Raw genomic sequence first — 21638 nt, forward strand, 5'->3', positions numbered from 1 at the left:
AACTCGCCGCACCGGTTGGCAGTTGATCCCTCCGGACGGGGATCCCTCCCGTCCTTCGATACATCACCAAGGAGCAGCACTCCATGTCGCGTACCACCAAGGCTCTTGCCCTGTCCGCCGTCGCCGCCGCCGCCGTGGCCGGATCCGCGGGCGTCGCCGCCGCCGACAGCGGCGCGCAGGGTGCCGCCACCAACTCCCCCGGTGTGATCTCGGGCAACGCGGCCCAGGTTCCGGTCCACGTTCCCGTGAACGTCTGCGGCAACAGCGTCAACGTCATCGGTCTGCTGAACCCGGCGTTCGGCAACCAGTGCGCCAACGACTGACGCACCGTCCGAACGGAACGGCCGTCCCCGCACCGCGGGGGCGGCCGTTCCGCTTTCTGCCCGCCCACCGGGGGCAACCGGCCGTGCCCCGAATGGGGGCCGCGCCGCCTGCAGCCGACCATCCGTCACATCCACTTCCCACCTGCGCGGATGCCGACGCGTCAGAAGAACGGCAGCGACGATGCGCGGTCGCTCGGTTGCGGGGGGCCCGGCCCGATCCCACGGTGATCACAAGATCCGACGCATCACCGAAAGGGAACCACCTATGCGCGCTCTGCCCGTACGGCGTATCGCAGCCACCGCCCTGTGCACGACGCTGCTCATCGGCGCGGCCGGCCCGGCCTTCGCCACGCACGGTGACGGCTCCCGCGACGAGATCCGGGCCGCACAGAGCGCCCCGGCCCCCGACCCGAAGGCCCTGCTCGGGCAGGCCCAGCAGCTGGGCGCTCTCGGTGGTGTGCTGACCCCCGTCTCGGACCTGCTCACCGCGGTGCTCAAGGCGAAGGACGGCAAGCTCCCCCCGCAGGACGTCAAGAAGCACGCGGACGCGGTGAAGAAGGCGCTCGAGGCGGTCGCCAAACCGCCGGCCAAGGCGGCCGGTGACCCCGCGGCGGCGCTGCCGCAGCCGCCCGCCGCGCCGCAGTTGCCGGCCATGGGCGCCCAGCGCGACGCCCGCGCCCCGATGGACCCCAAGGCCGACGCCGTCACCGGGCTGCAGAAGGCGGTCGACGCCCTGCTCAAGGCCGCCACGGCCGGTGACCCGAAGGCGCTGCTCGCCGCGGTCCCGCCGGTCCTCACCGGTCTGGTCAACACCGTCGTCGCCACCGTCCTCGGCGGCGGGCTGCCCGCGCCGAACCTGCCGGGCCTGCCCAAGCTGCCCGCGCTCCCCAAGGCGGAGCCGCCGGCCGCCGCCCTGCCGCAGGCGCCCGGCGTCTGACGCCACGGTGGACGGCCCTCGCCGGTGGCCGCACGCCGCAGCCCGCCGTGCCGATTTCCTCGGCCCGGCGGGCTCTTCGATTACCGCTCCGAACAGGCGGGTTGTGATGAAGAGGAGAGCCGATCGTCATGCGAGTGGGGCGCGGGAAGTTCTGAACCGGAGAGTTTCCGTACCGGTCTGCGCTCGTTAGCACCGGAGAAGAGAGACAACAGGCAGACGATGCCTGGACGGTGCTCCCCAAGGCGACACGCGTTGCCAAAGAAAGGAACATGATGAAGGCCCTGAAGGCTGTCGCTGTCCTTGCCGGTTCACTCGCCCTCGCCGGCTCCGCCGCGCCCGCGTTCGCCGACGACCTGACGCCCACCAGCCTGAACGGCGGTCTCGACACCATCGCCGGCAAGGCCCTGCTCGACGCCAAGCCGGTCAGCACGAACATGCTCGACACCGAGAACAAGGACTCCGTGGTCAACACGGTCGCGGACGTCGTGGACGGCCTGAACTCCGCCGGTGGCCCCACCGAGCTCCTGGGCGGCCTCCCCCTCGCCAAGTAGCCCCCGCAGTACCCGGCCCGCCGGGCGCCGTCCGAGACACGCAAGGGCCGGTCACCTCTTCCACGGACCGGCCCTTCGGCGTGCCGGGCCCGCGCACCGCGTCGGGGGAAAGGCAGTTCGGCCGCGCGCACACGTGGCCGCCGTTCCGTTGACCCCATCGTGTGATGGTGGCCCCCGGTTGGGCCACCCGGGTGACAACGGCACCGGACCGTCCCGTCCCCGTCTATACGGTTCCGTCCATGACCTCTACTTCCAGCGAACAGCGCGCCTTCCAAGCAACTGATCTGGGAACCCTGGCTGTTCTCGCCTGGAGCGGCGAACACCCCGAGGACGAGAAGGACATGCCCTTCCTCCTGGCCTACTGCCTCGGTGACGCCGAAGGCGGCCCGGAGGCCACGGCCGAGGCGATGCGGGCCCTGCTCGACGAGGCGGGACTGCCCGTCGGCGGCCCCGTCATCGACGGCGCGCGCACCCCGTCCCTGCCGGTGAGCCTGCTCGTCCAGGGCGACCACGCCGTCGTCAACATGCCCCACCTGAACGCCCAGTGCGGGGTGCCGCCGGAGTGGCTCGCCGCCGTCAAGCAGCGCGGCCACGCCTACTTCATGGCCACCACGCGCGCGTGGCCCGAGGCCGTCCCGGGCGAGCCGGTGCCGGAAGAGGTCCTCGCCGCCTTCGCCGGTGACGAGGAGACCATGCTCAACGCCGCGCACTGCCTGCTCCCCGCGCGCAGCCTGCGCTGATGCGGCACACCACCGCGCCCTCGCACCGGGTACCGCTCCAGGCGGTCGGCGGACCCGGCGCGTCCGCCGCCCCGCCCGCCGCGGACGCCAGCCCGGAGCAGTCGGCGGGCCGGATGTTCGGCCTGCTCCTGGTGGTCACCGGTGCGGCGGGGCTGCTGGCGGCCTGGGTCATCACCCTCGACAAGAACAAGCTGCTGGAGGACCCGGACTTCGTCCCGGGGTGCAGCCTCAACCCCGTGGTCGCCTGCGGGAACATCATGAAGAGCGCGCAGGCCTCCGCCTTCGGCTTCCCCAACCCGATGCTGGGCCTCGCCGCGTACGCCGTGGTGATGGGCGTCGGTGCCGGGCTGATCGGCGGCGCGCGCTTTCCCCGCTGGTACTGGCTGACCTTCAACGCCGGCACGCTGTTCGGCGTCGCGTTCTGCTCCTGGCTGCAGTTCCAGTCCCTCTACCGCATCCACTCGCTGTGCCTGTGGTGCTGTCTGGCCTGGGCCGCCACCCTCCTCATGTTCTGGTACGTGACGTCCCACAACGTGCGGTGCGGATTCCTGCCCGCCCCCGAGGGCCTGCGCGTATTCCTGGCCGAATTCACCTGGCCCCTTCCCGTGCTGCACATGGGCGTCATCGGCATGCTCATTCTGACGCGCTGGTGGGATTTCTGGACCAGCTGAATTCGCGCGGCGAAAGGACGATTCCCTCCCCCATGAAGCAGACGATCACCCGCCGCCACCTCATCGGGACCGCGGCCGCGGCGCTCCTCGGCGCCGCCGGCGTCGTCCGCTCGCTGCCCGACCCGCCCGAACCGGAACCGCCCGTGCCGGACCCGGCACCGGCGGGCGCGCCGGGCCCGGCGGACGGCACGCCGTTCGACGAGCTGTACCGGGGCCGGCGCATCCAGGGCGGGCCGGCGGCCGCTCAGGAGGCGGCCGCAGCGGGCGGCTGGCAGGTCACCGTCGACGGGCGCCCGCTCGGACTGATGCGCCGCGCGGACGGCAGCTACCTCAGCATGGTCGACCACTACGAGTCGCACGCCACCCCGCTCGCCGCCGCGCGCGGAGCCGTCGACGCCCTCGGGCCCCTGCGGGCCCTGACCGGCCGCGGCCACTGAGCCGCAGGACCCCTGCCCCGACCGCAGAAGGGACGGCCATGGCCGCCACGCGCAGGAACCAGAGCAGCCTCAGCCGCGCGGAGCGGCGCCGCTTCGTGGACGCGGTCCTGGGGCTCAAACGGCGCGGTCAGTACGACGAGTTCGTCCGCATGCACATCGACTTCTACGTGTCGGACGGCGACCGGGAACTCCGCGTGGCCCACATGACGCCCTCGTTCTTCCCCTGGCACCGGCGCTTCCTGCTCGAGTTCGAGCGGGCCCTGCAGAAGATCGACCCCGGTGTCACCGTCCCGTACTGGGACTGGACCAGGAACCGGACCACCGGCGGCTCGCTGTGGGGCGCCGACCTGATGGGCGGCAACGGGCGGAGCTCCGACCGCCAGGTCATGACCGGGCCGTTCGCCCACAGGAACGGGCACTGGACCATCAAGGAGGACGTCACCGACGGCGCGTTCCTCACCCGCGACCTCGGCCGCTCCCAGGACCCCGTCGACCTGCCCACCGCCCAGGACGTGGAGTGGGCCATGTCCGACGGCCGCTACGACGTCGAGCCCTGGGACTCCACCTCTCCCGAGGGGTTCCGCAACAAGCTGGAGGGCTGGACGTCGGCGCGGGGCAAGGAGCGCTGGCGCAACCACAACCGCGTCCACCGCTGGGTCGGCGGGCACATGCTGGGCGGTGCCTCGGTGAACGACCCGGTGTTCTGGCTCAACCACGCCTTCGTGGACCTGCTCTGGGACCGCTGGCAGCGCCGCCACCCCCGCTCCGCGCCCTATCTGCCGGCCCGCCCGCCGGAGCTCGGCTCGGCCCAGTACCAGCGCATCGTCGCCCGCCACGAACCGATGCCGCCGTGGGACGTCGCCCCGGACGCGCTGCTCTCGCACAAGGGGCAGTACACCTACGGCAGTTAGTCGCAGTTGGTCCCGCCGCCAGTCCTGCCCCGTGGGCCGGAACATGACGAAGCCCCCGGCGGACAAGCGTGCCGGGGGCCGGTCGGGGACGGCTCAGCCGCCGTAGCCGGGGCCGTGGTGGTCGCCGCCCGGGTTGGCGCACGTGTTGCCGAACGTCGGGTTCAGCAGGCCGATGACGTCGACGGTGTTGCCGCACACGTTCACCGGGACGTTGACCGGGACCTGGAGCAGGTTGCCCGAGAGCACACCGGGGGAGTTGGCGGCGGCACCGGACGCATCGGCGTCCGCGGCGGCCACACCCGCGCCGGCGAGGACGACGACACCGGTGCCGAGCGTGGCGACGGCAGCCTTCGCGATGCGAGACATCACGTTCTCCTTAAGTTCGGGAAAGAGCGGCTGCCGACACGCAGCCGCATATTTTCTAACGGCGCCCGTCGAGCCGAGGTCACGGCGTCCGGCGGTTCGAATGAAGGCGTGCGGTTTCGATTCCCGGAATGCGACAAGATTTCGCCGGGCGCGCGGCGAATGCGCTTCCTGAGTGAGGGCTCGGTGAAAGCCGTGTCCTTCGGCGGGTTCCGCCGGTTCTGAAAACATGACATCAGCACGACGACTCATCGCCGCCGTCTCGCTGGCCGCGGGAGCAGCGGCCCTTGCCACCCCGGCGGCCCACGCGGCCACGCCCGCCCAGGACACGGCCTCGCCCTCGGTGGTGGGCGCCCTCGACGCGCTGGGCACGTCCGGCATGCCCGAGGAGCAGCGCGCCAAGGTGCCGACCGTGGAGAGCCAGCTCGGCGGTATCCAGCAGCTCAACCAGCTGCACCAGCTCACCGACCTGGTGGCGCCCGTCACGAACGCGCTGCCCGCCGTTCAGTGACCGACGCCGGTCACAGCAGCTGAACCCCGCGTCCGGCGAGGTACTTCACCGGATCGATGTCCGACCCGTATCCGCGACGGGCCCGTATCTCCAGATGGAGGTGCGGGCCCGTCGCGCGTCCGGTCGCCCCGCTCCTGCCCAGCAGCGTCCCGGCCCGTACCTCCGCGCCCACGCGGACCGAGACGCGCGAGAGGTGGGCGACGAGGGAGTAGTGGTCGTCGGGCATCCGGACCGTCACGGCGTTGCCGTACGCGCCCGACCAGCCGGCGACGAGGACGACGCCGGCGCCCACCGCGTACACCGGCGTGCCCTGCGGGACGGCCAGGTCGATGCCGGTGTGGTGCCCGGCGAGCCAGTCGCCGCGGACCCCGTAGGCGGCGCTGACCCGGAAGCTGCGGCGCAGCGGCATCGCGTACTTCTGCGGCGGGCCCTGCGCCGGCCCGCGGACGCCCTCCTCGCCGAACTCCTCGTCGGCGGCGGCCAGGGCGTCCTCGAACCCGGCGTCGTACTCGTCGGTGCAGTCGTGGTCCGGCCGGGCGGCGGCGCGCGCGGGGGCCGGCCACATCGCCCCGCCGGCCAGCAGCCCCGCAGCGGCACCCAGCGCCCGGCGCCGGGTGAGGACCGTCTCCGGCACGCTCGCTATGTCATGTTTCATGTCCGCCAGCACACTGGCGCGCGGCCCGGCCCGCATCCCGGGTGAGCCGCCTGGCGTACGGCCGCCCGGGTGCGCCGAAGGTCACGCGGGCGGGGCGACGCCCTCGTCCGTGCTGCGTTCGGCGGGCGGCGGCCAGTGCGGGCGGGCGGCCTCCGGCAGGGAGCGCAGGGCCTGGCCGACCGAGGTGTGGGAGGAGAACAGGGAGGTGCTCCCGCTGTGTTCGAGCAGCGTGGCCAGCCGGCGCCCCACCCCGGCGAGCATCAGGTCGCCGGCCCGGCGGCGCAGCAGCCAGTGCAGGGCGAGCAGGCAGTTCAGGCCGCGGGAGTCGCAGAACGTCAGCGCGGTCACGTCGAGGACGATGTGGCGGTGGCCCGCGTCGACCGTGCCCGCCACCGTGTCCATGAAGAACTTCTCGGAGGCCTGGTCGAGTTCGCCGCTGAGCCGCAGGACGGCGCAGACGTCGGAGTGCGCGATGCGCGACATGGCCAAGCGGTGGGGCGGCGTACCCATCACACCTCCAGGGGCCCTCGAAGGGTGCCGTCGCGGCGTCGGGTCCAAAGCGGCGCGGACGATCTGCTCTCTGCGGGTATACAGGATCGGCAGGGAGACGTCAGCCACTACGGACAAGTCACAGCTGACACCCCTGCCACTCCGGCCATCATCGCGGGGCTCCGCCGGGCCGGGCACGGCGCCCGTTCAGTCGCGGCGCATATGGCGGGCCCGGTGCCTGAGCCACGCGCCGAGCACCACGAGGACGATCGCGGCGCCGCCCAGGGCGACGAGGCGCGAGGTGCTCCCGGTCTCCGCGAGGTGGGGCGCCCGCGGGGTGGAGCCGAGGGCCGGATCGGGGGCCGGAGAGGGGTGGGTGGCGGGGGACTCCTGGCCGTGGCCGTCGGTGTGGACGACCCGGTCGGCCGGGGGTGCGACCGCCGTGGCGGCGGGCGGGGGGACGGCCTGGGCCGACGCGGGCGGGGCGGCCAGGGCGCCGAGCGCGGAGACGGCGCTCGCCAGCAGGGACAAGGAGACGTGGCGCCGGTGGGTGCGGTGCATGTGGGGTGTTCCTTACGGAGGCGGCTCGAAGGGCCGGTCGCGTGCGAAAGGCCAGTCGTATCTGACGATCAATGCGCCGCCCGTGACGTACGGGCCCCTGTCGGCGAATCGGGGCGGCAATTCACCCGTCCGTCCGGCAGAACGGCGACACCGTGTCCGCCTTCGGCCGTGACCGGCCGCCCCCCGCATACGTTGGTCCTCCGCGTTGCCCCTCCTCCCGAACGAACGCAGGAGCGTGCGTGAAGATCGATTGCGTGGGCGGCGGCCCCGCCTCCCTCTACCTGGCCGTGCTCGCCAAACTCCGGGACCCGGCCCACGAGATCACCGTCCATGAGCGGCACGCGGCCGGCGACGGGTACGGCTGGGGCGTGACCTACTGGCCCGACCTCCTGGCGGACCTGTACGCCCACGACCCCGAGTCGGCCCGCCTGATCGAGGAGCGGTCCGTGCGCTGGCGGGGCGGCTTCGCCCACGTCGGCGACCGGACCACCGCCCACGACTCCGACCCCGGCCACGCCGTCGGCCGCCACCGGATGCGGTCCGTCCTCGCCGACCGGGCGCGGGCCCTGGGGGTGCGGCTGGAGTTCGGCCGGGAGATCACGGACGTCGGCGAGCTGGCCGGCGCGGACCTCGTCGTCGCCGGGGACGGCGCGCACAGCAGGCTGCGCACCGCCCACGCCGACGCGTTCGGCACCCGGGTCACCAGGGGCGCCAACCGTTTCGTCTGGCTCGGCACCACCCGGGTGTTCACCGAGTTCACCTTCGCCTTCGTCGAGACCGACGAGGGCTGGATCTGGGCGTACGCGTACGGCTACAGCGACGAGCACAGCACCTGTGTCGTGGAGTGCTCGGACGCCACCTGGCGAGGGCTGGGGTTCGACCGGCTCGACCACGCCGAGTCCCTGCGGCTCCTGGAGAAGCTCTTCGCGGCCCCGCTCGACGGCCACCCGCTGCTCGGCGGCAGGGACGGCGAGAGCCACGCCCGGTGGCAGATCTTCCCGACGGTCACCAACGCGGCCTGGTCGCACGGCAACCTCGTCCTGATCGGCGACGCCGCGCACACCACCCACTACTCCATCGGGGCCGGCACCTCCCTCGCGCTGCGCGACGCGATGAGCCTGGCCGGCGCGCTGGGGAGGATCGCCGGGCCCGCGGAACTCCCCGCCGCCCTCGCCGCGTACGAGAGGGAGCGCAAGCAGGCCCTGCTCTCGATGCAGAGCGCCGCCCGGCACAGCGCCCAGTGGTACGAGAACCTGCCCCGCTACATGGGCCTGGAGCCGCACCAGATGTTCGCCCTGCTCGGCCAGCGCCACTCGCCGCTGCTGCCCTATGTGCCGCCGCAGCTCTACTTCCACCTGGACCAGGCCGTCGGACGGCTGCAGGCCCTGCGCTGGCTCAAGCAGCGCCTGGGGCCGCGCCTCGCCCGCACCCTGCAGAGCCGGCACGGCACGGACCGGGCACGTCCGGGGGAGTGACGGTCACCGCTGGGCGCGGGCCAGCCGGGTGAGCGTACGGATCAGGCCGCCCGGCGCGCTCTCCGCGGCGGGGTCGGCGCCGCCGCCGGGGGAGACGGATCCGATGACGGCGTCTCCCGCGTGGACGATCAGTTCGCTCGGCAGGCCGAGCAGGCGCGCCCGGTGGACGACCGAGGCGGCGTCGCCGGAGAAGCAGGCGCTGAGGTCGAGGATCAGCACGTCCGGCAGCAGCACCCGGGCGCGGGCCAGGGCCAGGCCGCTGTCATGGGTGTGGGACAGGACGCAGACGTCCGGGACGCTCTCGATCCGGGCGATCAGGTCCTGCGCCTGTTGTCGCCCGACCAGGACCAGCACGGTAAGCACGTCCCCATCCTGCCCCGGGGCCCCGGCCGTGTCCTGAGCGACGGGGCCACCGAGGGGTGCCGCGGGCGGGCCGGGGCGCCGGGCGCGGGGTCAGCGCGACTGGAAGGACTGCGAGCTGGTCTTCACGGACTTCAGGCCCATCTCGGCGACCGTGAGCCCGGTCTTGCCCGCGTCCAGGACCTCCTTGCCCGTCCCGGTCGGGTCGGTCAGGGCCTCGCCGACGACCCGGCCCATGTGGCGGTTGCCCTCGTCGGCCACGGCGGCCTGGGCGGGGGCGGCGGTGGCGACGGCGGCGGCAGCGGCGGCGACGAAGGACAGGGAGGCGAGCATGCGCGTGGAGTTGTTCATGGTCTCTCAAACGGTGGAACGGTCCGTGAGGGTGCGCCGCCGCCGTCAGGAATCCGGGCAATTCCACCGTCCGAGCGATCTGTGCCGTTCCCCCGTTCTCCGCCGCGGTCTGTGAGGGTGGGGATCCGAGCACGTCCGTTTTGAGGTGAAAGGAACACCATCGTGGGGCTGCACCAGGTGTCCTCGGGGACCCGTCAGGCGTACGACGACGTCTACAGCACGCCGATCAGCGCGCGGCGGCTGCCCGCCCACCGGATCCCCGAGCACAGCTCCGACCCGCGCGCGGTCGCCGCGATGGTCGGCGACGAGCTGGCCCTCGACGGCAACTCGTCGCAGAACCTCGCCACGTTCTGCACGACCTGGGCGGAGCCCGAGGTGCACCACCTCATGGACCTGTGCCTGGACAAGAACATGGTCGACAAGGACGAGTACCCGCAGACCGCCGAGATCGAGTCCCGGTGCGTGCACATGCTCGCCGACCTGTGGAACGTCCCGGACGGCGGGACCACCATGGGCTGCTCCACCACGGGATCCAGCGAGGCGGGCATGCTCGGCGGGCTCGCCCTCAAGTGGCGCTGGCGCGAGGCGCGCAGGGCGGCGGGCAAGCCGGCCGACCGGCCCAACCTCGTCTGCGGCCCGGTGCAGGTCTGCTGGGAGAAGTTCGCCCGCTACTTCGACGTGGAGCTGCGCCAGATCCCGCTGGAGCCCGACGCCACCGGACTGCGCCCGCACCAGCTGCGGGAGTACGTCGACGAGAACACCATCGGCGTGGTGGCGATCCTCGGCGTGACGTTCACCTGCGACTACGAACCCGTCGCGGAGATCGCCGCCGAGCTCGACGCGATCCAGGCGGAGACCGGCCTCGACGTGCCGATCCACGTGGACGCGGCCAGCGGCGGCTTCGTCGCGCCCTTCCTCCAGCCGGAGCTGGTCTGGGACTTCCGGGTGGCGCGGGTCGTCTCCATCAACTCCTCGGGCCACAAGTACGGGATGGCGCCGCTCGGGGTCGGCTGGATCGTCTGGCGCACGGCCGGCCACCTCCCCGAGGACCTGGTCTTCCGCGTCGACTACCTGGGCGGCGACATGCCGACCTTCGCCCTCAACTTCTCCCGGCCCGGCGGCGAGATCGTCGCGCAGTACTACACGCTGCTGCGCCTCGGCCGCGAGGGCTACCGCAAGGTGTACGAGGCGTGCGCGGCCAGCGCGCGGGCGCTGGCCGACGAGGTCGCGGACATGGGCCCGTTCACGCTGCTCTACGACGGCCGCGGGGCGCTGCCCGCCGTCTCCTGGACGCTCACCGGCGGCGCCTCGCCCTCCGGGTTCACGCTCTACGACCTCACCGAGCAGCTGCGCACGCGGGGCTGGCAGGTCCCGGCCTACCCGCTGCCGCCGGAGCGCCACGAGACCGTGATCCAGCGGGTCCTGGTCCGGCACGGCATCGGCCACGACAAGATCATGCTCCTCGCCGCGGACCTGCGGGCGGCGGTGGAGCGGCTGTCCGGCGGGTCGACGGGGGCGCCGGAGACGTCGGGGTTCCATCACTGAGGCGAGCGGGCGGGCGTGCGTGCGCGGCCGGGGCCGGTGCGGCCGGCGGCGGTCAGAAGTGCATCATCGACAGCAGTTCGGGGCTGCGCATCCCGGCCCGCACCTCCGGCAGCCGCTGTCCGGGGCGCATCCAGCCGGCCCGCTCGGCCGCGGTGACGGCGGCCGCCTCGGCCTCGTCCGCGGCGGCGTTCAGTGCGGTGTCCGTGCCGAGGGCGCCGCGGCCCGCCGCGGCCGCCGCGGCCTGCGAGGCCCTGAGCGCGGACCGGCAGGCGGCGACGGCGCCCTCGCCGTCCGCGTCGTGCGCCTGTCCCATCTGGGCGGCCTGCGCGGCGGAGGCCGCCGCGTTGCGCGCGCAGCGGGAGTCCGCCGCCGGGTCGGGGGCGGACTCGGCCAGCACGGCGAGGGCCTGGACACAGACGCGGGCCGCGTGTTCGGCCTTCCACCGGATGTTGTCGCGGGCCGGCTCGCCCTGGGGCCGGTCGGTGCCGGCCTCGGGCGGCTGCGGGTGCGGGTGCCGCTCGATGTGGTGGAAGACGGCCGCCGCGCGGGCGGCGGCGCTGGTGGCGCGCGCGGCGTGGCCGGCCCGCAGGACTTCCCCGGCGTGGGGTTCGGGTTCCGCCGTGCCGGGCGTGTGCTCGCTCATGGCCGTCTCCTCGTCTGCGGGACGCCGGGTCTCGGACGTCGGGCAGGGTGCCATGTGCGGCGCCAACAGACCAGATGTACGAGGGGACTTCACGTACGAAGGGACTTCGGGCCCGGCAGGAGGCGGCCCCGCGTCAGGGACGGGGGCCCGCGCCCTCGTCCTCGTCCGCGCTCCGGGTGTCCCCGGCCGCCGGCGTCCGTTCCCGGGGCGGCAGCAGCAGGTCCCGCTCGGGGTGCTTCTCGCCCCGCACGCTGCCCTGGATCCCGAGGTCCTGCCGGGCCGCCTCGTGGAAGGCGTTGATGGCCCGGAACGCGGCGCGGTTGCGCTCCCGCCACTCGCCGAGGGTGCCGGTGATCCGGCCGGTCGCCTGCCAGTCGATCTCGGCGACCAGGGCGTTCAGGTCGTGGCCCGCCTCGATCGCGTCGTCGCCGCCGAGCAGCATGACCCGCTCGAAGGCGCTGCCCCAGGCCCGTCCGGCGCCGGACAGGTCCTCGCGGAGTTCGTGCTCCGCGCACTCGCTCTCGCGCAGGCCCTCCCGGACCTCGTAGACGCGGACGGCCAGGGCGATCCGGGTCTTCGTCGCGTCCACGTAGTCGCCGTACGCGTCGACCTTCTTGCCGTCCCAACGGGTCAGCAACTGGTGCCGGTTCCGGCTGCGTTCCATCAGGTGGTTGGTGGCGTGCGTGGTCAGCGCGCCGAGCAACACCGCGCTGACCGTGACCAGTTGCTCCCCGATGCCCAACCTGCCGCCCGCCCCCCGCCGTAGCGCCCACGATGACCGGACGATCCTACGAGGTCGTGAGTCCGTGAGTCCGTGAGTCCGTGGCTCGGTGAGGTCAGAGGAAGAGCCCCAACGCCTCGTCCACCGACCACGTCTGCCAGCTCATGGCGAAGAAGCCGACCAGGGAGACCAGCGCCATCGTGAAGTTCTGTCCCTGCTCGGCCCAGTCGTGGATCATCAGGACCAGGTAGATCAGGTTGAGGAGGAGCCCGGCGATCAGGGCGGCCGGGGTGAGGAAGCCGGCGATCAGGCCGAGTCCCAGGGCCAGTTCGGCGTAGGCGACGACGTACGCCATCAGGCGCGGCCTGGGCTTCACCACGGTGTCGAACCCCGAGCGCACGAAGGACCACCGGTGCTTCTCGGCGATGCCCGCCGCCCAGCCGATGCCGCCGCCCTTGAACCACTCCTTCTTGTCCTTGTGGCGCCAGCTCTCCAGCCACCACAGGCCGAGCCCGATCCGGAGCACGGCCAGCCACTCGGCTCCGCTGAGCCAGATCGTCTGCATCGAGCGCCCTCCCGGTGCGGTCAACTGACGGAGCGTCAGTTCAGCGGATCGGGCGGCAACGCGCAAGGGGCCCAGTTGCGGGCGTGCGCTTGCCGTCGCCGTAGGGACGTCATAACCTCCATCTGATGGATCGTCAGATTTGGGTCGAGGAAACCGGCAGGCAGTAGGGGGCACAGCAGTGGTCAGCAGCGAGGTCGGCAGCAAGGAACTCCCCCGGGTCATCAGCGTGGACGACCACGTGATCGAGCCCGCGCACCTCTTCGAGACGTGGCTCCCCGCCAAGTACCGCGACCGGGGACCTAAGCCCTTCACCGCGGGCATCGGCGAGCTGGAGTACATCGGCGGCAAGTACCGGTTCACGACGGACCCGGCCGGCCAGATCACCGACTGGTGGGAGTACGAGGGCAGCATCTTCCCGTACAAGCGCATCATCGCCGCCGTCGGCTTCTCGCGGGACGAGATGACGCTGGACGGCATCACCCGCGAGCAGATGCGGCGCGGCTGCTGGGACCCGAAGGCGCGGCTCGCCGATATGGACGTCAACCACGTCGAGGCGTCGCTGTGCTTCCCGACCTTTCCCCGGTTCTGCGGGCAGACCTTCTCCGAGGCCGACGACAAGGAGGTCGGCCTCGCCTGCGTCCGGGCGTACAACGATTGGATGGTCGAGGAGTGGTGCGGCGACAGCGGCGGCCGGCTGATCCCGCTCTGCCTGATCCCGCTCTGGGACGTGGACCTCGCCGTCGCCGAGATCAAGCGGAACGCCGCCCGCGGGGTGCGCGCCGTCACCTTCAGCGAGATCCCCACCTATCTGGGGCTGCCGTCCATCCACTCCGGCTACTGGGACCCGTTCTTCGCGGCGTGCGAGGAGACCGGGACCGTGGTGAACATGCACATCGGCTCCTCCTCGCAGATGCCGGCCGCGTCCCCGGACGCGCCGCCCGCCGTGCAGGCCTCGCTCTCCTTCAACAACGCGATGGCCTCGATGATGGACTTCCTCTTCAGCGGCGTCCTGGTGAAGTTCCCCCGGCTCAAACTCGCCTACAGCGAGGGGCAGATGGGCTGGATCCCGTACGCCCTGGAGCGCGCCGACGACGTGTGGGAGGAGCACCGCGCCTGGGGCGGCGTGAAGGACCTGATCCCCGAGCCCCCCTCCACGTACTACTACCGGCAGATCTTCTGCTGCTTCTTCCGCGACAAGCACGGCATCGAGGCCATCGAGACCGTCGGCGTCGACAACGCCACGTTCGAGACCGACTACCCGCACGTCGACTCGACCTGGCCGCACACCAAGAAGGTGGCCGAGGAACACGTCGGGCACCTCCCCGCGGAGATCGCGTACAAGCTGCTGCGCGGCAACGCGATCCGCATGCTGGACCTGCCCTTCGACCGCGACGGCAGGTGACCGCCCGGCGGCGGGCGCCCGCCGTCCGGCCGATACGGTTCATCCGACCCCCACGAAAGAGGAGATCGGATGAGCAGCCCCCTTTCGGAGACGCTGGTCACGCTCGGCCGCCGGTACGTGCGTGACGCGCCCGGCGGTCCCGGCAAGGCCGCGCTGGCCGCCCGGTTCCTGAACCCGCGGCTGCGGGAGAACCCGCGCCGCCGCGTCGTCACCGACCGGCACGGCCTGCGGTTCGCCGTCGACACCCAGGACCTCATCCAGCGCTACGTCTACCTCTTCGGCGCCTGGGAGCCGCACATGACGCGGTGGCTGCGCGGGCGGCTCGGCGCCGGGGACGTGTTCGTCGACGTCGGCTCGAACGTCGGGTACTTCGCCGTGCTCGGCTCCCGGCTCGTCGGTGCCGGGGGGCGGGTCGTGGCGATCGAGGCCTCGCCCGTCTTCCACCGACGGGTCCTCCAGCACGCGGAGTTGAACGGGTGCGACAACATCCGCGCGGTCAACGCCGCCGTGTCGGACGCGCACAGGACGCTCACGTTCATCCTCGCCAGCTCGAACAACATGGGCGCCAACAGCATCGTCCCGTACGACGGGCCCGCCGAGTCCACCTTCGACGCCGAGGCCGCCCCGCTGCCCGAACTGCTGCGGCCCGACGAGCTCGCCGGGGCCCGGGTGATCAAGATCGACGTGGAGGGTGCGGAGGGCGGCGTCATCAGGGGACTCGCGCCGGCCCTCGACCGCCTCCGGCCGGACGTCGAGATCGCGGTCGAGGTGACGCCCGACCGGATGGCCCAACTCGGCGACTTGGCGGACGAGTTGATGAAGACCATGCGGGAGGCGGGGTTCCATCCGTACCGGCTGGTCAACGAGTACGCCGCCGACAGCTACCCGGGGGCGATCCGGCGGCCCCTGCCTCCGGTGCGCTGGCGTGAACCGGTGGTCGGGGAGACGGAGTTGGTGTTCTCGCGGATCGACGCGGAGACCTTGGACTGACCGGCCGACGGAGGGTGTGCGGCGGGAGTGACTGAGGCGGGCCCACCCCCGCCTCAGTCGCTCCCCGCCGGAAAGCGCCACGCGAACCCCGCCAGCGCCCTGGCCCGCGCCTCCACGACCGCCATGCGCGCCTCCCGCTCGCCCGCGTCGACGTGGGCGCTCTGGCCGGTCGCCTGGCCCTCCCACTTGCGGTAGAGCAGCCCCACCTCGGACGAGAACCAGCCGCGGGACACGGCGTCCAGCGCCAGCAGGAGCCCGGTGTCCTCCGAGGCCGGCAGCGCCATCCAGCCGCCCAGGGCGACGAGCAGGTCGCGGCGGACGAAGAGCGTGGCCGGGTGGACCGGCGCGCGGTAGTCGTGCGCCGCCCACCAGGCGAGCACCGTGCCCCGCTCCAGCGGACCGTGCTCCGGGTCGCCGGGGAAACCGGCCGTGGAGCCGTCGGGCAGCAGGTCGAGCACGCGCGAGGTGGCCCAGCCGACGTCCGGGTTCTCCTCCAGCGCCGCGAGGTCGCGGGCGAGCGCGCCCGGGGCGAGCTGGTCGTCGGCGTCCAGGATCTTCACGTACGCGCCGTCGGCGTGCGCGAGGGCGATGGTGCGGGCGACGCCGGGGCCGCCGGGCCTGCCCTGCCGGAAGGTCACCCGCGGGTCGTCCGGCACATACGGCGCGACCCGGTCGGTCCGGCCGTCCTCCTGGATCAGCCAGTGCCACTCCCAGCCCCCGGGGAGCTCCTGCTCGCACAGCGACGTGTACGCGTCCGGCAGGAAGGCGGCCGAGGGGGCGTGGACGGCGGTGACGATGATGATGCGCCGGCGCACGGCACTCACCACCTTTCCAGTGGAGTGACGAAGACGGCTTCCGTGCGGTCGCCGGGCAGGGTGACGTCGGAGATCTCGACGACGCGCCCCGCGGTGTCGTACGACGTCTTGCGGAGCAGCAGGACGGAGGTGCCCGGCGGCAGTTCGAGCTCCGCGGCCTCCTCCGGGGTCGGCGGGCGGGCGGTGAGGCGCTCCTCGACGCGGTCCAGCTCGATGCCGACGGTGCTGAGCTGGTTCTGGGTGCCGCCCGGCCACGGCTCCCTGGTCTCGTCGAGGAGGTCGGGGTTGCCCGCCACCAGCTCGCGGACCAGATAGGAGGTGGCCAGGTTGAAGGGGGCGCTCTCCGTGGTGTGGCGGGTCCGGTAGGAGCGGGCGATCAGGGGCGTGCCCCGCGGGAGACCGAAGGCCGCCGCGAGGTTCTCGTCCGCGGGGACCTCGCGGTACGCGGCGTGGAAGACGAGGTCCTGGAGTCCGAGCCCGGTGTCGCGCTCGGTGGCGCCCGTGCGCGCCCTGTTCCGTACCGGCTGGTGCACCCGGTTCTTCTCCCACTGGTGCCGGGAGTTGTCGCGGACCACCTTGGTGCGGGGCCTGCGGACGAAGTTGCCGCGGCCGTGCTCCTTCTCGATCAGCCCCTCCTCGCGCAGCAGCCGGAGGGCGTCGCGGAGCGTCGGCACGCTGCGTCCGTACCGTTCGGCGAGCGCCGTCTCGGCGGGCAGCCGCTCGCCGGGGCGGAGGCGGCCGGCGCGGATGGACCGGCGGATGTCGTCCGCGATCTGCTCGTAGGCCTTGGGGATCGCGCTCACCATCCGTCGTCGGTGCCTTTCCGCCCGTGCGGCGGGGCCGGCGGAACTCACCCTACGACTCCTCAAGAGGAGTTGACGAGCGGGTGTGCCGGCTCTTCGGGAGAGCGACCATGGCGCATACGCAATGGCCGAAAGTTTCCCTACACACCCATCTCGTGCGCCGAAACCGGCCGGGCCCGATCACCGAAAAATCGCCGAAAAGCAGTGTGCGCACATGAAAGGGCCCGATCGCTGGCGACGGGGGATGCACCAGCGATCGGGCTCTATAAGCAAGAGTAACAAGGCTCAATGCGGAGTGGGAGTCAACTCCGGGACCGAGTTATGGAGTTGTGATCGGGATCACGCGAAAAGCGGGGCCGGTCGCGGGCGGGTTACGCGCCGTACAGCGCATCGGCCGAGGCACGTCAGGTGTCGCACGGCGGATCGTAGGAGAGACGCGGAAGATACTCGTCCCACTTATCCCGCGTCAGAACACCGCGCGTGGTCGAACAAATGCGGTCGACCGCGTCGTCGGTGTCCAGGTCCCAGAGCCGGACGGTGTCCGTGCCGCTCGACACCCCCAGCATGTGGCTCACCGGGTTGAACGTGAGGAAGCTGCCCGTCTTGGCGTTGGGGCTCATCGACTGGCCGATCGCGGAGGCGTCGAAGGGGTCGGCGACGTCCCAGAGCCGGACGGTGTTGTCGTTGCCGCCGGTCGCCAGGGTGCGGCCGTCCTGGCTGAACGTCAGCGACACGACCGCGTCGGTGTGCCCCGTCAGGGAGGCGGCCCGCCGCGGCGCCCCCGGATCGGACACGTCCCAGAGCCGGACCGTGCCGTCGTCGCTCGCGCTGGCCAGCGCGCGGCCGTCGGGGCTGTACGCGACCCGGTTGACCGGGCCCTGGTGTCCGGTGAGGGGCGCGCCGCGGCGGGTCACGCGGCGCGGGTCGGTCACGTTCCACAGCCGTACGGTGCCGTCCGCGCTGCCGCTGGCGAGCGTCTGCCCGTCCTTGCCGAAGGCGAGCGAGTTGACGTACCCCTGATGACCGGTGAGCGGCCGGCCGAGCCGGCGCAGGCGCTCCGGAGAGGTGACGTCCCACAGCTGGATGGTGCGGTCGGTGTCGGCGGACGCGAGGGTGCGCCCGTCCGGACTGAAGGCCAGCGCGGCCGCGAACCTCGTGCGCAGGGCGACGGGCGGCCCGAACGGCACCGGATGCCGCGGATCGGCGACGTTCCACAGCTGCACCGCGCGGTTCCCGGCGAGCACCGCGAGGACGCGGCCGTCGGGGGAGAACACGGGGGAGCGCAGCTCGCCCTTGCCGGGCCGGAACGGCTTGCCCAGCGGCTCGACCCGGTCGGGCCGCGCGACGTCCCACAGCCGGATCTTCTCGTCGCTCGCCGCCGTGGCGAGCACCTTGCCGTCGGGACGGAACGCCCCGACCCGGCCGAGCATGTCCGACGGCGGGATCGACCACAGCCGCACCTTGTTGTCGCCGCTCCCGGTCGCGAGCGTCCGGCCGTCGGGGCTGAAGCCGAGGGAGTACATCTCGCCGCTGCTGCCCGCGAGCGGCTCGCCCACCTGCGACGGATGCGCCGGGTCGCGGACGTTCCACAGGCTGGCCGTGCTGTCCGCGCTGGCGGCCGCGAGCATGCTCCCGTCCGCGTTGAAGGCGACCGACCACATCGGTCCCGTGTGGCCGGTGAGCGGGGTGCCGAGCGCGTGCGCCCGGCGCGGTTCCGCGACGCCCCAGAGCCGGATCGTGTTGTCGACGCCGCCGCTGGCGAGGGTGGCGCCGTCGGGGCTGAAGGCCACCGAGTGCACCGTGCCCGCGTGGCCCCGCAGCACCTTGTGGACCGGCTTCGGGCGGCGCGGATCGGCCGTGTCCCACAGCCGGATCGTGCCGTCGTCCCCGCCGGCCGCGAGCGTGCGCCCGTCCGGCGCGAACGCCACGGACCGCACGGCGGCGGTGTGCCCGGGCAGCGTGGCGACGGACTTCGGCGCGGCGGGGCGGCCCACGTCCCACAGGCGTACGGCGTGGTCCTCGTTGGCGGAGGCGAGGTAGCGGCCGTCCGGGCTGAAGGCGAGCAGGTAGATCGTGCCGCCGTGGCCGGGCACCGGGTCGCCGATCAGCCGCGGACGGCGCGGGTCGCGCACGTCCCAGAGCCGGACCGTGCCGTCGTCGCTCGCACTGGCCAGCATCGTGCCGTCCGGGCTGAACACCGCCGTGCTCACCCAGCTCGTGTGGCCGGTCAGGGGCTTGCCGAGCTGTCGGGGGCGGGTACGGTCCGACACGTCCCAGAGCCGGACGGTCCTGTCGTAGCTCGCGGTGGCCAGGACCTTGCCGTTCTTGCTGAACGACGTCAGGTAGACGGCGCCCTTGTGGCCGAGGAGCGGGGTGGCGAGGGGCGCGTTGACGATGGAGATCAGCCGGTTGCGCGTCGCCTCGTCGCCCGGCCGCAACCGGTGCGCCACCAGGTCGAGCTGGGCCGACAGCGAGGAGTCGGTGTGCTGCGCGCGGTCGGCCTCCGCGACCACCTGCTGGAACACCGCGTCGTCGCGCTGCTGGCGGGCCACCACCGCCGAGACGACGGCGACCATCGCGAGGACGACCAGGGCCGCGACCGCGCCGCGGGCGATCCAGACCGTGCGCCGGCGCAGCCGTGCGGACGCGGCGAGGAACTCCATCGCGCTCCGGGTCAGGAAGGTGTCCCCGGCGCTCCGCGCCCAGGCGCGGGCCTGTTCGAGGCGGGAGCCCCGGTAGAGCAGCGACGAGTCGCGGTCGGACTCCTCCCAGGACTTGCCGTCCTCCTCCAGGCGCTGGCGCAGGAGGTGGTCGTTGCGGTCCTCGTCGATCCAGTCGCGCAGGCGCGGCCAGGCGTGCAGCAGCGCCTCGTGGGTGATCTCCACGGTCTCCGCGTCGAGGGTCACGAGCCGGGCGCGCACCAGCGCCTCCAGGGACTCCTCGGTCTTGTGCGGGTCGGTCGACTCCTCCGCCAACTGGCGCCGCGTGCCGCGCCTGCGGGTGGCCTGGGTGTCCTCGCCGAGCCGCACCAGGCGCAGGAGCAGCAGCCGCGCGGCGGTACGGGCGGCCGGGTCGAGGCCGGACCAGGCCCGCTCGGCGGTGGCCGCGACGGCGCCCTGGATGCCGCCGGCCGCGCGGTAGCCGGCCAGCGTGAGCCGGCCCGTCTTGCGCCGCTGCCAGGTGGCGAGCAGGGCGTGCGAGAGGAGCGGCAGGACGCCCGCGTCGTGGGCGCCGCGGGGCCCGTCCGTACTCACCTCACGGACGATCAGCTCGGCGAGGCCCGGTTCCAGTTCGAGCCCGACGGCCTTGGCGGGACCGGTCACCGCCTTGCGCAGCTCGGCGCTGGTCAGCGGTCCGAGCACCATGTGCCGGTGCTGCAGGGCGTCGGCGAGCTCGGGGTAGCCGAGGCACTCCTCGTAGAAGTCGGCGCGGATGCCGAGGACGACGAGGGCGGGCTGGGGGATGGCGGGGGCGGTGGCGGTGAGGGGTGCGGGGGAGCAGGCGGCGTGGAGGAGTTGGACGAAGACGTGCCGGTCCACCTCATCCGGACAAAGGGTGAACGTCTCCTCGAACTGGTCGACGATGACCACGGGGCGGGTGCGGCCGTCCCCCGACCGGGCGGCCCAGGCGGCGAGGGCGTCGCGTACGGCTTCCGCGAGACGGGGGGAGCCGGAGCCGCCGTCCGCCGACGCCGCGGCCACCGCGGGCGCGAGCTCGGGTATCTGACGGATCAGCTCGCCGAGCGGGTCGCTGCCCGGCACGAGCTGCAGCACCGGCCCGGTGCCCCGTACACCCTCCTCGTCCAGCACGCCGTTCTGCAGGGTGGGGACGAGCCCGGCGTTGAGGAGGGAGGACTTCCCCGCGCCCGACGCGCCCACGAGCATGACCAGGCCGCCCGACTCCTCCGCGGCGCGGAGCTGGGCCACCAGGGCCTCCGTGCTCCGCTCCCGGCCGAAGAACCACTGGGCGTCCTGCTCCCGGTACGAGGCGAGCCCCCGGTACGGGCACACGCTGGGGACGGCCGCCGCGTCGGCCGTGGCGCCCGGCTCGTCCTCCTCGCTGCCCGGCGCGCGGTCGCCGACCGGGTCGGCCACCGCGCTCTCCCACAGCCGGTGCCACTGGGTCATGTCGTACAGACCGGTCGAGACGGGCGTGGGCCGCTCGCGCCGGGCCTCGGGGATCAGGACGTGCAGCACCGCGGCGAGGGCGGGGAACTGGGCCGGCACGTTCTTGGCCCGCCGCCAGTCGCTGATCCGCTGGGCGGACACCCGTACGGGACGCCCGCGTTCGTCGACGCGCTGAAGCCGTACGACCGCTTCGGCCACGCGCTTGAGGGGCGGGTTGCCGGCCTCCTTGTACAGCAGCGCGAGACGCTCCGCGAAGCTCGTGCGTGCCCCTGAGTCGGAACTCAAGGCCTCCACCCCTTACTTCCGCCGCGCCTGGACATCCGGACCGGAAAACTCACTTTATACGGCTGACCTGCGGCTAAGGGGTCCGGACGGGACCGGAACCTCCTCTCGGAGAGCCGTAACTGGCAGGATTTCGTCGCAGTAGCGAACCAACCACGCAGCGTCCGGGCAGGTCATCGGCTCAGGACTCACAGCGGCGGCGCGCGCCACCGATCGTTCTGAGCCCGGCTTGCCTCTGAGGCACGACGGACGCGTCGCGGAGCACGCGGATCCCGATTTTCCCTGATCCGCGCCGATACGCCGTCGGACGGCGGTCGGCGTTGTACGCGTCGATCGGTGCCGGTCCCCACGAGGGGAGGGACCGGCACCGATACGACGCACCTTCCCGGGACGTCCGGATTCCCGGATCC

The 21638-nt window shown here is 72.9% G+C and carries 24 protein-coding genes; 12 read left to right on the forward strand and 12 right to left on the reverse strand.

The annotated features are described in order from the left end of the window. Positions 1-83 precede the first annotated feature (83 nt). The 7 genes from ACZ6B8_RS14955 (at position 84) to ACZ6B8_RS14985 (ending at position 4570) form a co-directional block, all read left to right on the forward strand. Positions 84-323 (forward strand): chaplin, encoded by a 240-nt coding sequence (locus ACZ6B8_RS14955; RefSeq protein ID WP_355810803.1) that lies wholly within the window; start codon positions 84-86, stop codon positions 321-323. A 265-nt stretch (positions 324-588) separates the two neighbouring features. Further along, on the forward strand, positions 589-1260 hold the full coding sequence (locus ACZ6B8_RS14960) for a hypothetical protein (RefSeq protein WP_471087207.1): 672 nt from the start codon (positions 589-591) through the stop codon (positions 1258-1260). Positions 1261-1532: 272 nt separating this feature from the next. After that, the gene (locus tag ACZ6B8_RS14965; RefSeq protein ID WP_471087679.1) at positions 1533-1811 is read left to right on the forward strand and encodes a hypothetical protein; all 279 of its coding nucleotides are present in this window, start codon (positions 1533-1535) and stop codon (positions 1809-1811) included. 239 nt (positions 1812-2050) lie between these two features. Next, positions 2051-2551, forward strand: coding sequence for a DUF5949 family protein (locus tag ACZ6B8_RS14970; RefSeq protein ID WP_471607453.1), 501 nt, complete (start codon positions 2051-2053; stop codon positions 2549-2551). A gap of 113 nt (positions 2552-2664) precedes the next feature. Continuing rightward, positions 2665-3222, forward strand: a complete 558-nt coding sequence (locus tag ACZ6B8_RS14975; RefSeq protein WP_471087682.1) for a vitamin K epoxide reductase family protein — start codon at positions 2665-2667, stop codon at positions 3220-3222. A 32-nt stretch (positions 3223-3254) separates the two neighbouring features. Further along, a complete protein-coding gene (locus tag ACZ6B8_RS14980) occupies positions 3255-3659 on the forward strand; it encodes a tyrosinase family oxidase copper chaperone (protein WP_471607454.1) in 405 nt (134 codons plus the stop codon). A 38-nt stretch (positions 3660-3697) separates the two neighbouring features. Continuing rightward, complete coding sequence (locus ACZ6B8_RS14985; RefSeq protein WP_471087214.1) at positions 3698-4570, forward strand: tyrosinase family protein; 873 nt, start codon at positions 3698-3700, stop codon at positions 4568-4570. A 93-nt stretch (positions 4571-4663) separates the two neighbouring features. On the opposite strand, the gene ACZ6B8_RS14990 is transcribed toward ACZ6B8_RS14985, so the two are convergent. After that, the gene (locus tag ACZ6B8_RS14990) at positions 4664-4936 is read right to left on the reverse strand and encodes a chaplin (protein ID WP_471087217.1); all 273 of its coding nucleotides are present in this window, start codon (positions 4934-4936) and stop codon (positions 4664-4666) included. A gap of 226 nt (positions 4937-5162) precedes the next feature. Here ACZ6B8_RS14990 and ACZ6B8_RS14995 point away from each other — a divergent pair, with 226 nt between their 5' ends. Next, positions 5163-5444 carry a hypothetical protein gene (locus ACZ6B8_RS14995; RefSeq protein ID WP_471087220.1) on the forward strand — a complete coding sequence of 94 codons (282 nt, stop codon included), beginning with the start codon at positions 5163-5165 and terminating at the stop codon, positions 5442-5444. 10 nt (positions 5445-5454) lie between these two features. Here ACZ6B8_RS14995 and ACZ6B8_RS15000 read toward each other — a convergent pair whose 3' ends face one another. The 3 genes from ACZ6B8_RS15000 to ACZ6B8_RS15010 form a co-directional block, all read right to left on the reverse strand. After that, positions 5455-6099 (reverse strand): M23 family metallopeptidase, encoded by a 645-nt coding sequence (locus ACZ6B8_RS15000; protein ID WP_471087223.1) that lies wholly within the window; start codon positions 6097-6099, stop codon positions 5455-5457. Between the two features lie 81 nt (positions 6100-6180). Continuing rightward, positions 6181-6582 (reverse strand): STAS domain-containing protein, encoded by a 402-nt coding sequence (locus ACZ6B8_RS15005; protein WP_471607455.1) that lies wholly within the window; start codon positions 6580-6582, stop codon positions 6181-6183. Positions 6583-6795: 213 nt separating this feature from the next. Then, positions 6796-7149: a hypothetical protein gene (locus ACZ6B8_RS15010; protein ID WP_471607456.1), complete on the reverse strand. Its 354-nt coding sequence runs from the start codon at positions 7147-7149 to the stop codon at positions 6796-6798. 239 nt (positions 7150-7388) lie between these two features. Between ACZ6B8_RS15010 and ACZ6B8_RS15015 the strand changes: the two genes are divergently transcribed. Continuing rightward, positions 7389-8624 (forward strand): FAD-dependent monooxygenase, encoded by a 1236-nt coding sequence (locus ACZ6B8_RS15015; protein WP_471607457.1) that lies wholly within the window; start codon positions 7389-7391, stop codon positions 8622-8624. Between the two features lie 3 nt (positions 8625-8627). Here ACZ6B8_RS15015 and ACZ6B8_RS15020 read toward each other — a convergent pair whose 3' ends face one another. Together ACZ6B8_RS15020 and ACZ6B8_RS15025 are read right to left on the reverse strand one after the other, a co-directional pair. Beyond that, positions 8628-8987: a hypothetical protein gene (locus tag ACZ6B8_RS15020; RefSeq protein ID WP_471607458.1), complete on the reverse strand. Its 360-nt coding sequence runs from the start codon at positions 8985-8987 to the stop codon at positions 8628-8630. Positions 8988-9077: 90 nt separating this feature from the next. Then, positions 9078-9335, reverse strand: coding sequence for a hypothetical protein (locus tag ACZ6B8_RS15025; protein WP_471087238.1), 258 nt, complete (start codon positions 9333-9335; stop codon positions 9078-9080). 162 nt (positions 9336-9497) lie between these two features. Here ACZ6B8_RS15025 and ACZ6B8_RS15030 point away from each other — a divergent pair, with 162 nt between their 5' ends. Beyond that, positions 9498-10880: a glutamate decarboxylase gene (locus ACZ6B8_RS15030; RefSeq protein ID WP_471607459.1), complete on the forward strand. Its 1383-nt coding sequence runs from the start codon at positions 9498-9500 to the stop codon at positions 10878-10880. 52 nt (positions 10881-10932) lie between these two features. Here the strand turns inward: ACZ6B8_RS15030 and ACZ6B8_RS15035 are convergent, their stop codons facing one another. The 3 genes from ACZ6B8_RS15035 to ACZ6B8_RS15045 form a co-directional block, all read right to left on the reverse strand. Beyond that, positions 10933-11523, reverse strand: coding sequence for a hypothetical protein (locus tag ACZ6B8_RS15035; protein WP_471607460.1), 591 nt, complete (start codon positions 11521-11523; stop codon positions 10933-10935). 133 nt (positions 11524-11656) lie between these two features. Continuing rightward, on the reverse strand, positions 11657-12265 hold the full coding sequence (locus ACZ6B8_RS15040) for a hypothetical protein (protein WP_471087247.1): 609 nt from the start codon (positions 12263-12265) through the stop codon (positions 11657-11659). A gap of 94 nt (positions 12266-12359) precedes the next feature. Beyond that, positions 12360-12809, reverse strand: coding sequence for a DoxX family protein (locus tag ACZ6B8_RS15045; RefSeq protein ID WP_471607461.1), 450 nt, complete (start codon positions 12807-12809; stop codon positions 12360-12362). 178 nt (positions 12810-12987) lie between these two features. Between ACZ6B8_RS15045 and ACZ6B8_RS15050 the strand changes: the two genes are divergently transcribed. Together ACZ6B8_RS15050 and ACZ6B8_RS15055 are read left to right on the forward strand one after the other, a co-directional pair. Beyond that, positions 12988-14211, forward strand: a complete 1224-nt coding sequence (locus tag ACZ6B8_RS15050; RefSeq protein WP_471087253.1) for an amidohydrolase family protein — start codon at positions 12988-12990, stop codon at positions 14209-14211. A 69-nt stretch (positions 14212-14280) separates the two neighbouring features. Then, positions 14281-15201, forward strand: coding sequence for an FkbM family methyltransferase (locus tag ACZ6B8_RS15055; RefSeq protein ID WP_471607462.1), 921 nt, complete (start codon positions 14281-14283; stop codon positions 15199-15201). Positions 15202-15254: 53 nt separating this feature from the next. Here ACZ6B8_RS15055 and ACZ6B8_RS15060 read toward each other — a convergent pair whose 3' ends face one another. From ACZ6B8_RS15060 to ACZ6B8_RS15070, 3 genes are all read right to left on the reverse strand, one after another. After that, positions 15255-16016 (reverse strand): glycosyltransferase family 2 protein, encoded by a 762-nt coding sequence (locus ACZ6B8_RS15060; RefSeq protein WP_471607463.1) that lies wholly within the window; start codon positions 16014-16016, stop codon positions 15255-15257. Between the two features lie 5 nt (positions 16017-16021). After that, a complete protein-coding gene (locus ACZ6B8_RS15065; RefSeq protein ID WP_471087684.1) occupies positions 16022-16810 on the reverse strand; it encodes a GntR family transcriptional regulator in 789 nt (262 codons plus the stop codon). A 413-nt stretch (positions 16811-17223) separates the two neighbouring features. Then, the gene (locus tag ACZ6B8_RS15070; RefSeq protein ID WP_471607464.1) at positions 17224-21240 is read right to left on the reverse strand and encodes an nSTAND1 domain-containing NTPase; all 4017 of its coding nucleotides are present in this window, start codon (positions 21238-21240) and stop codon (positions 17224-17226) included. Between the last annotated feature and the right edge of the window lie 398 nt (positions 21241-21638).

It is taken from the genome of Streptomyces sp. NPDC041122, assembly GCF_055592445.1.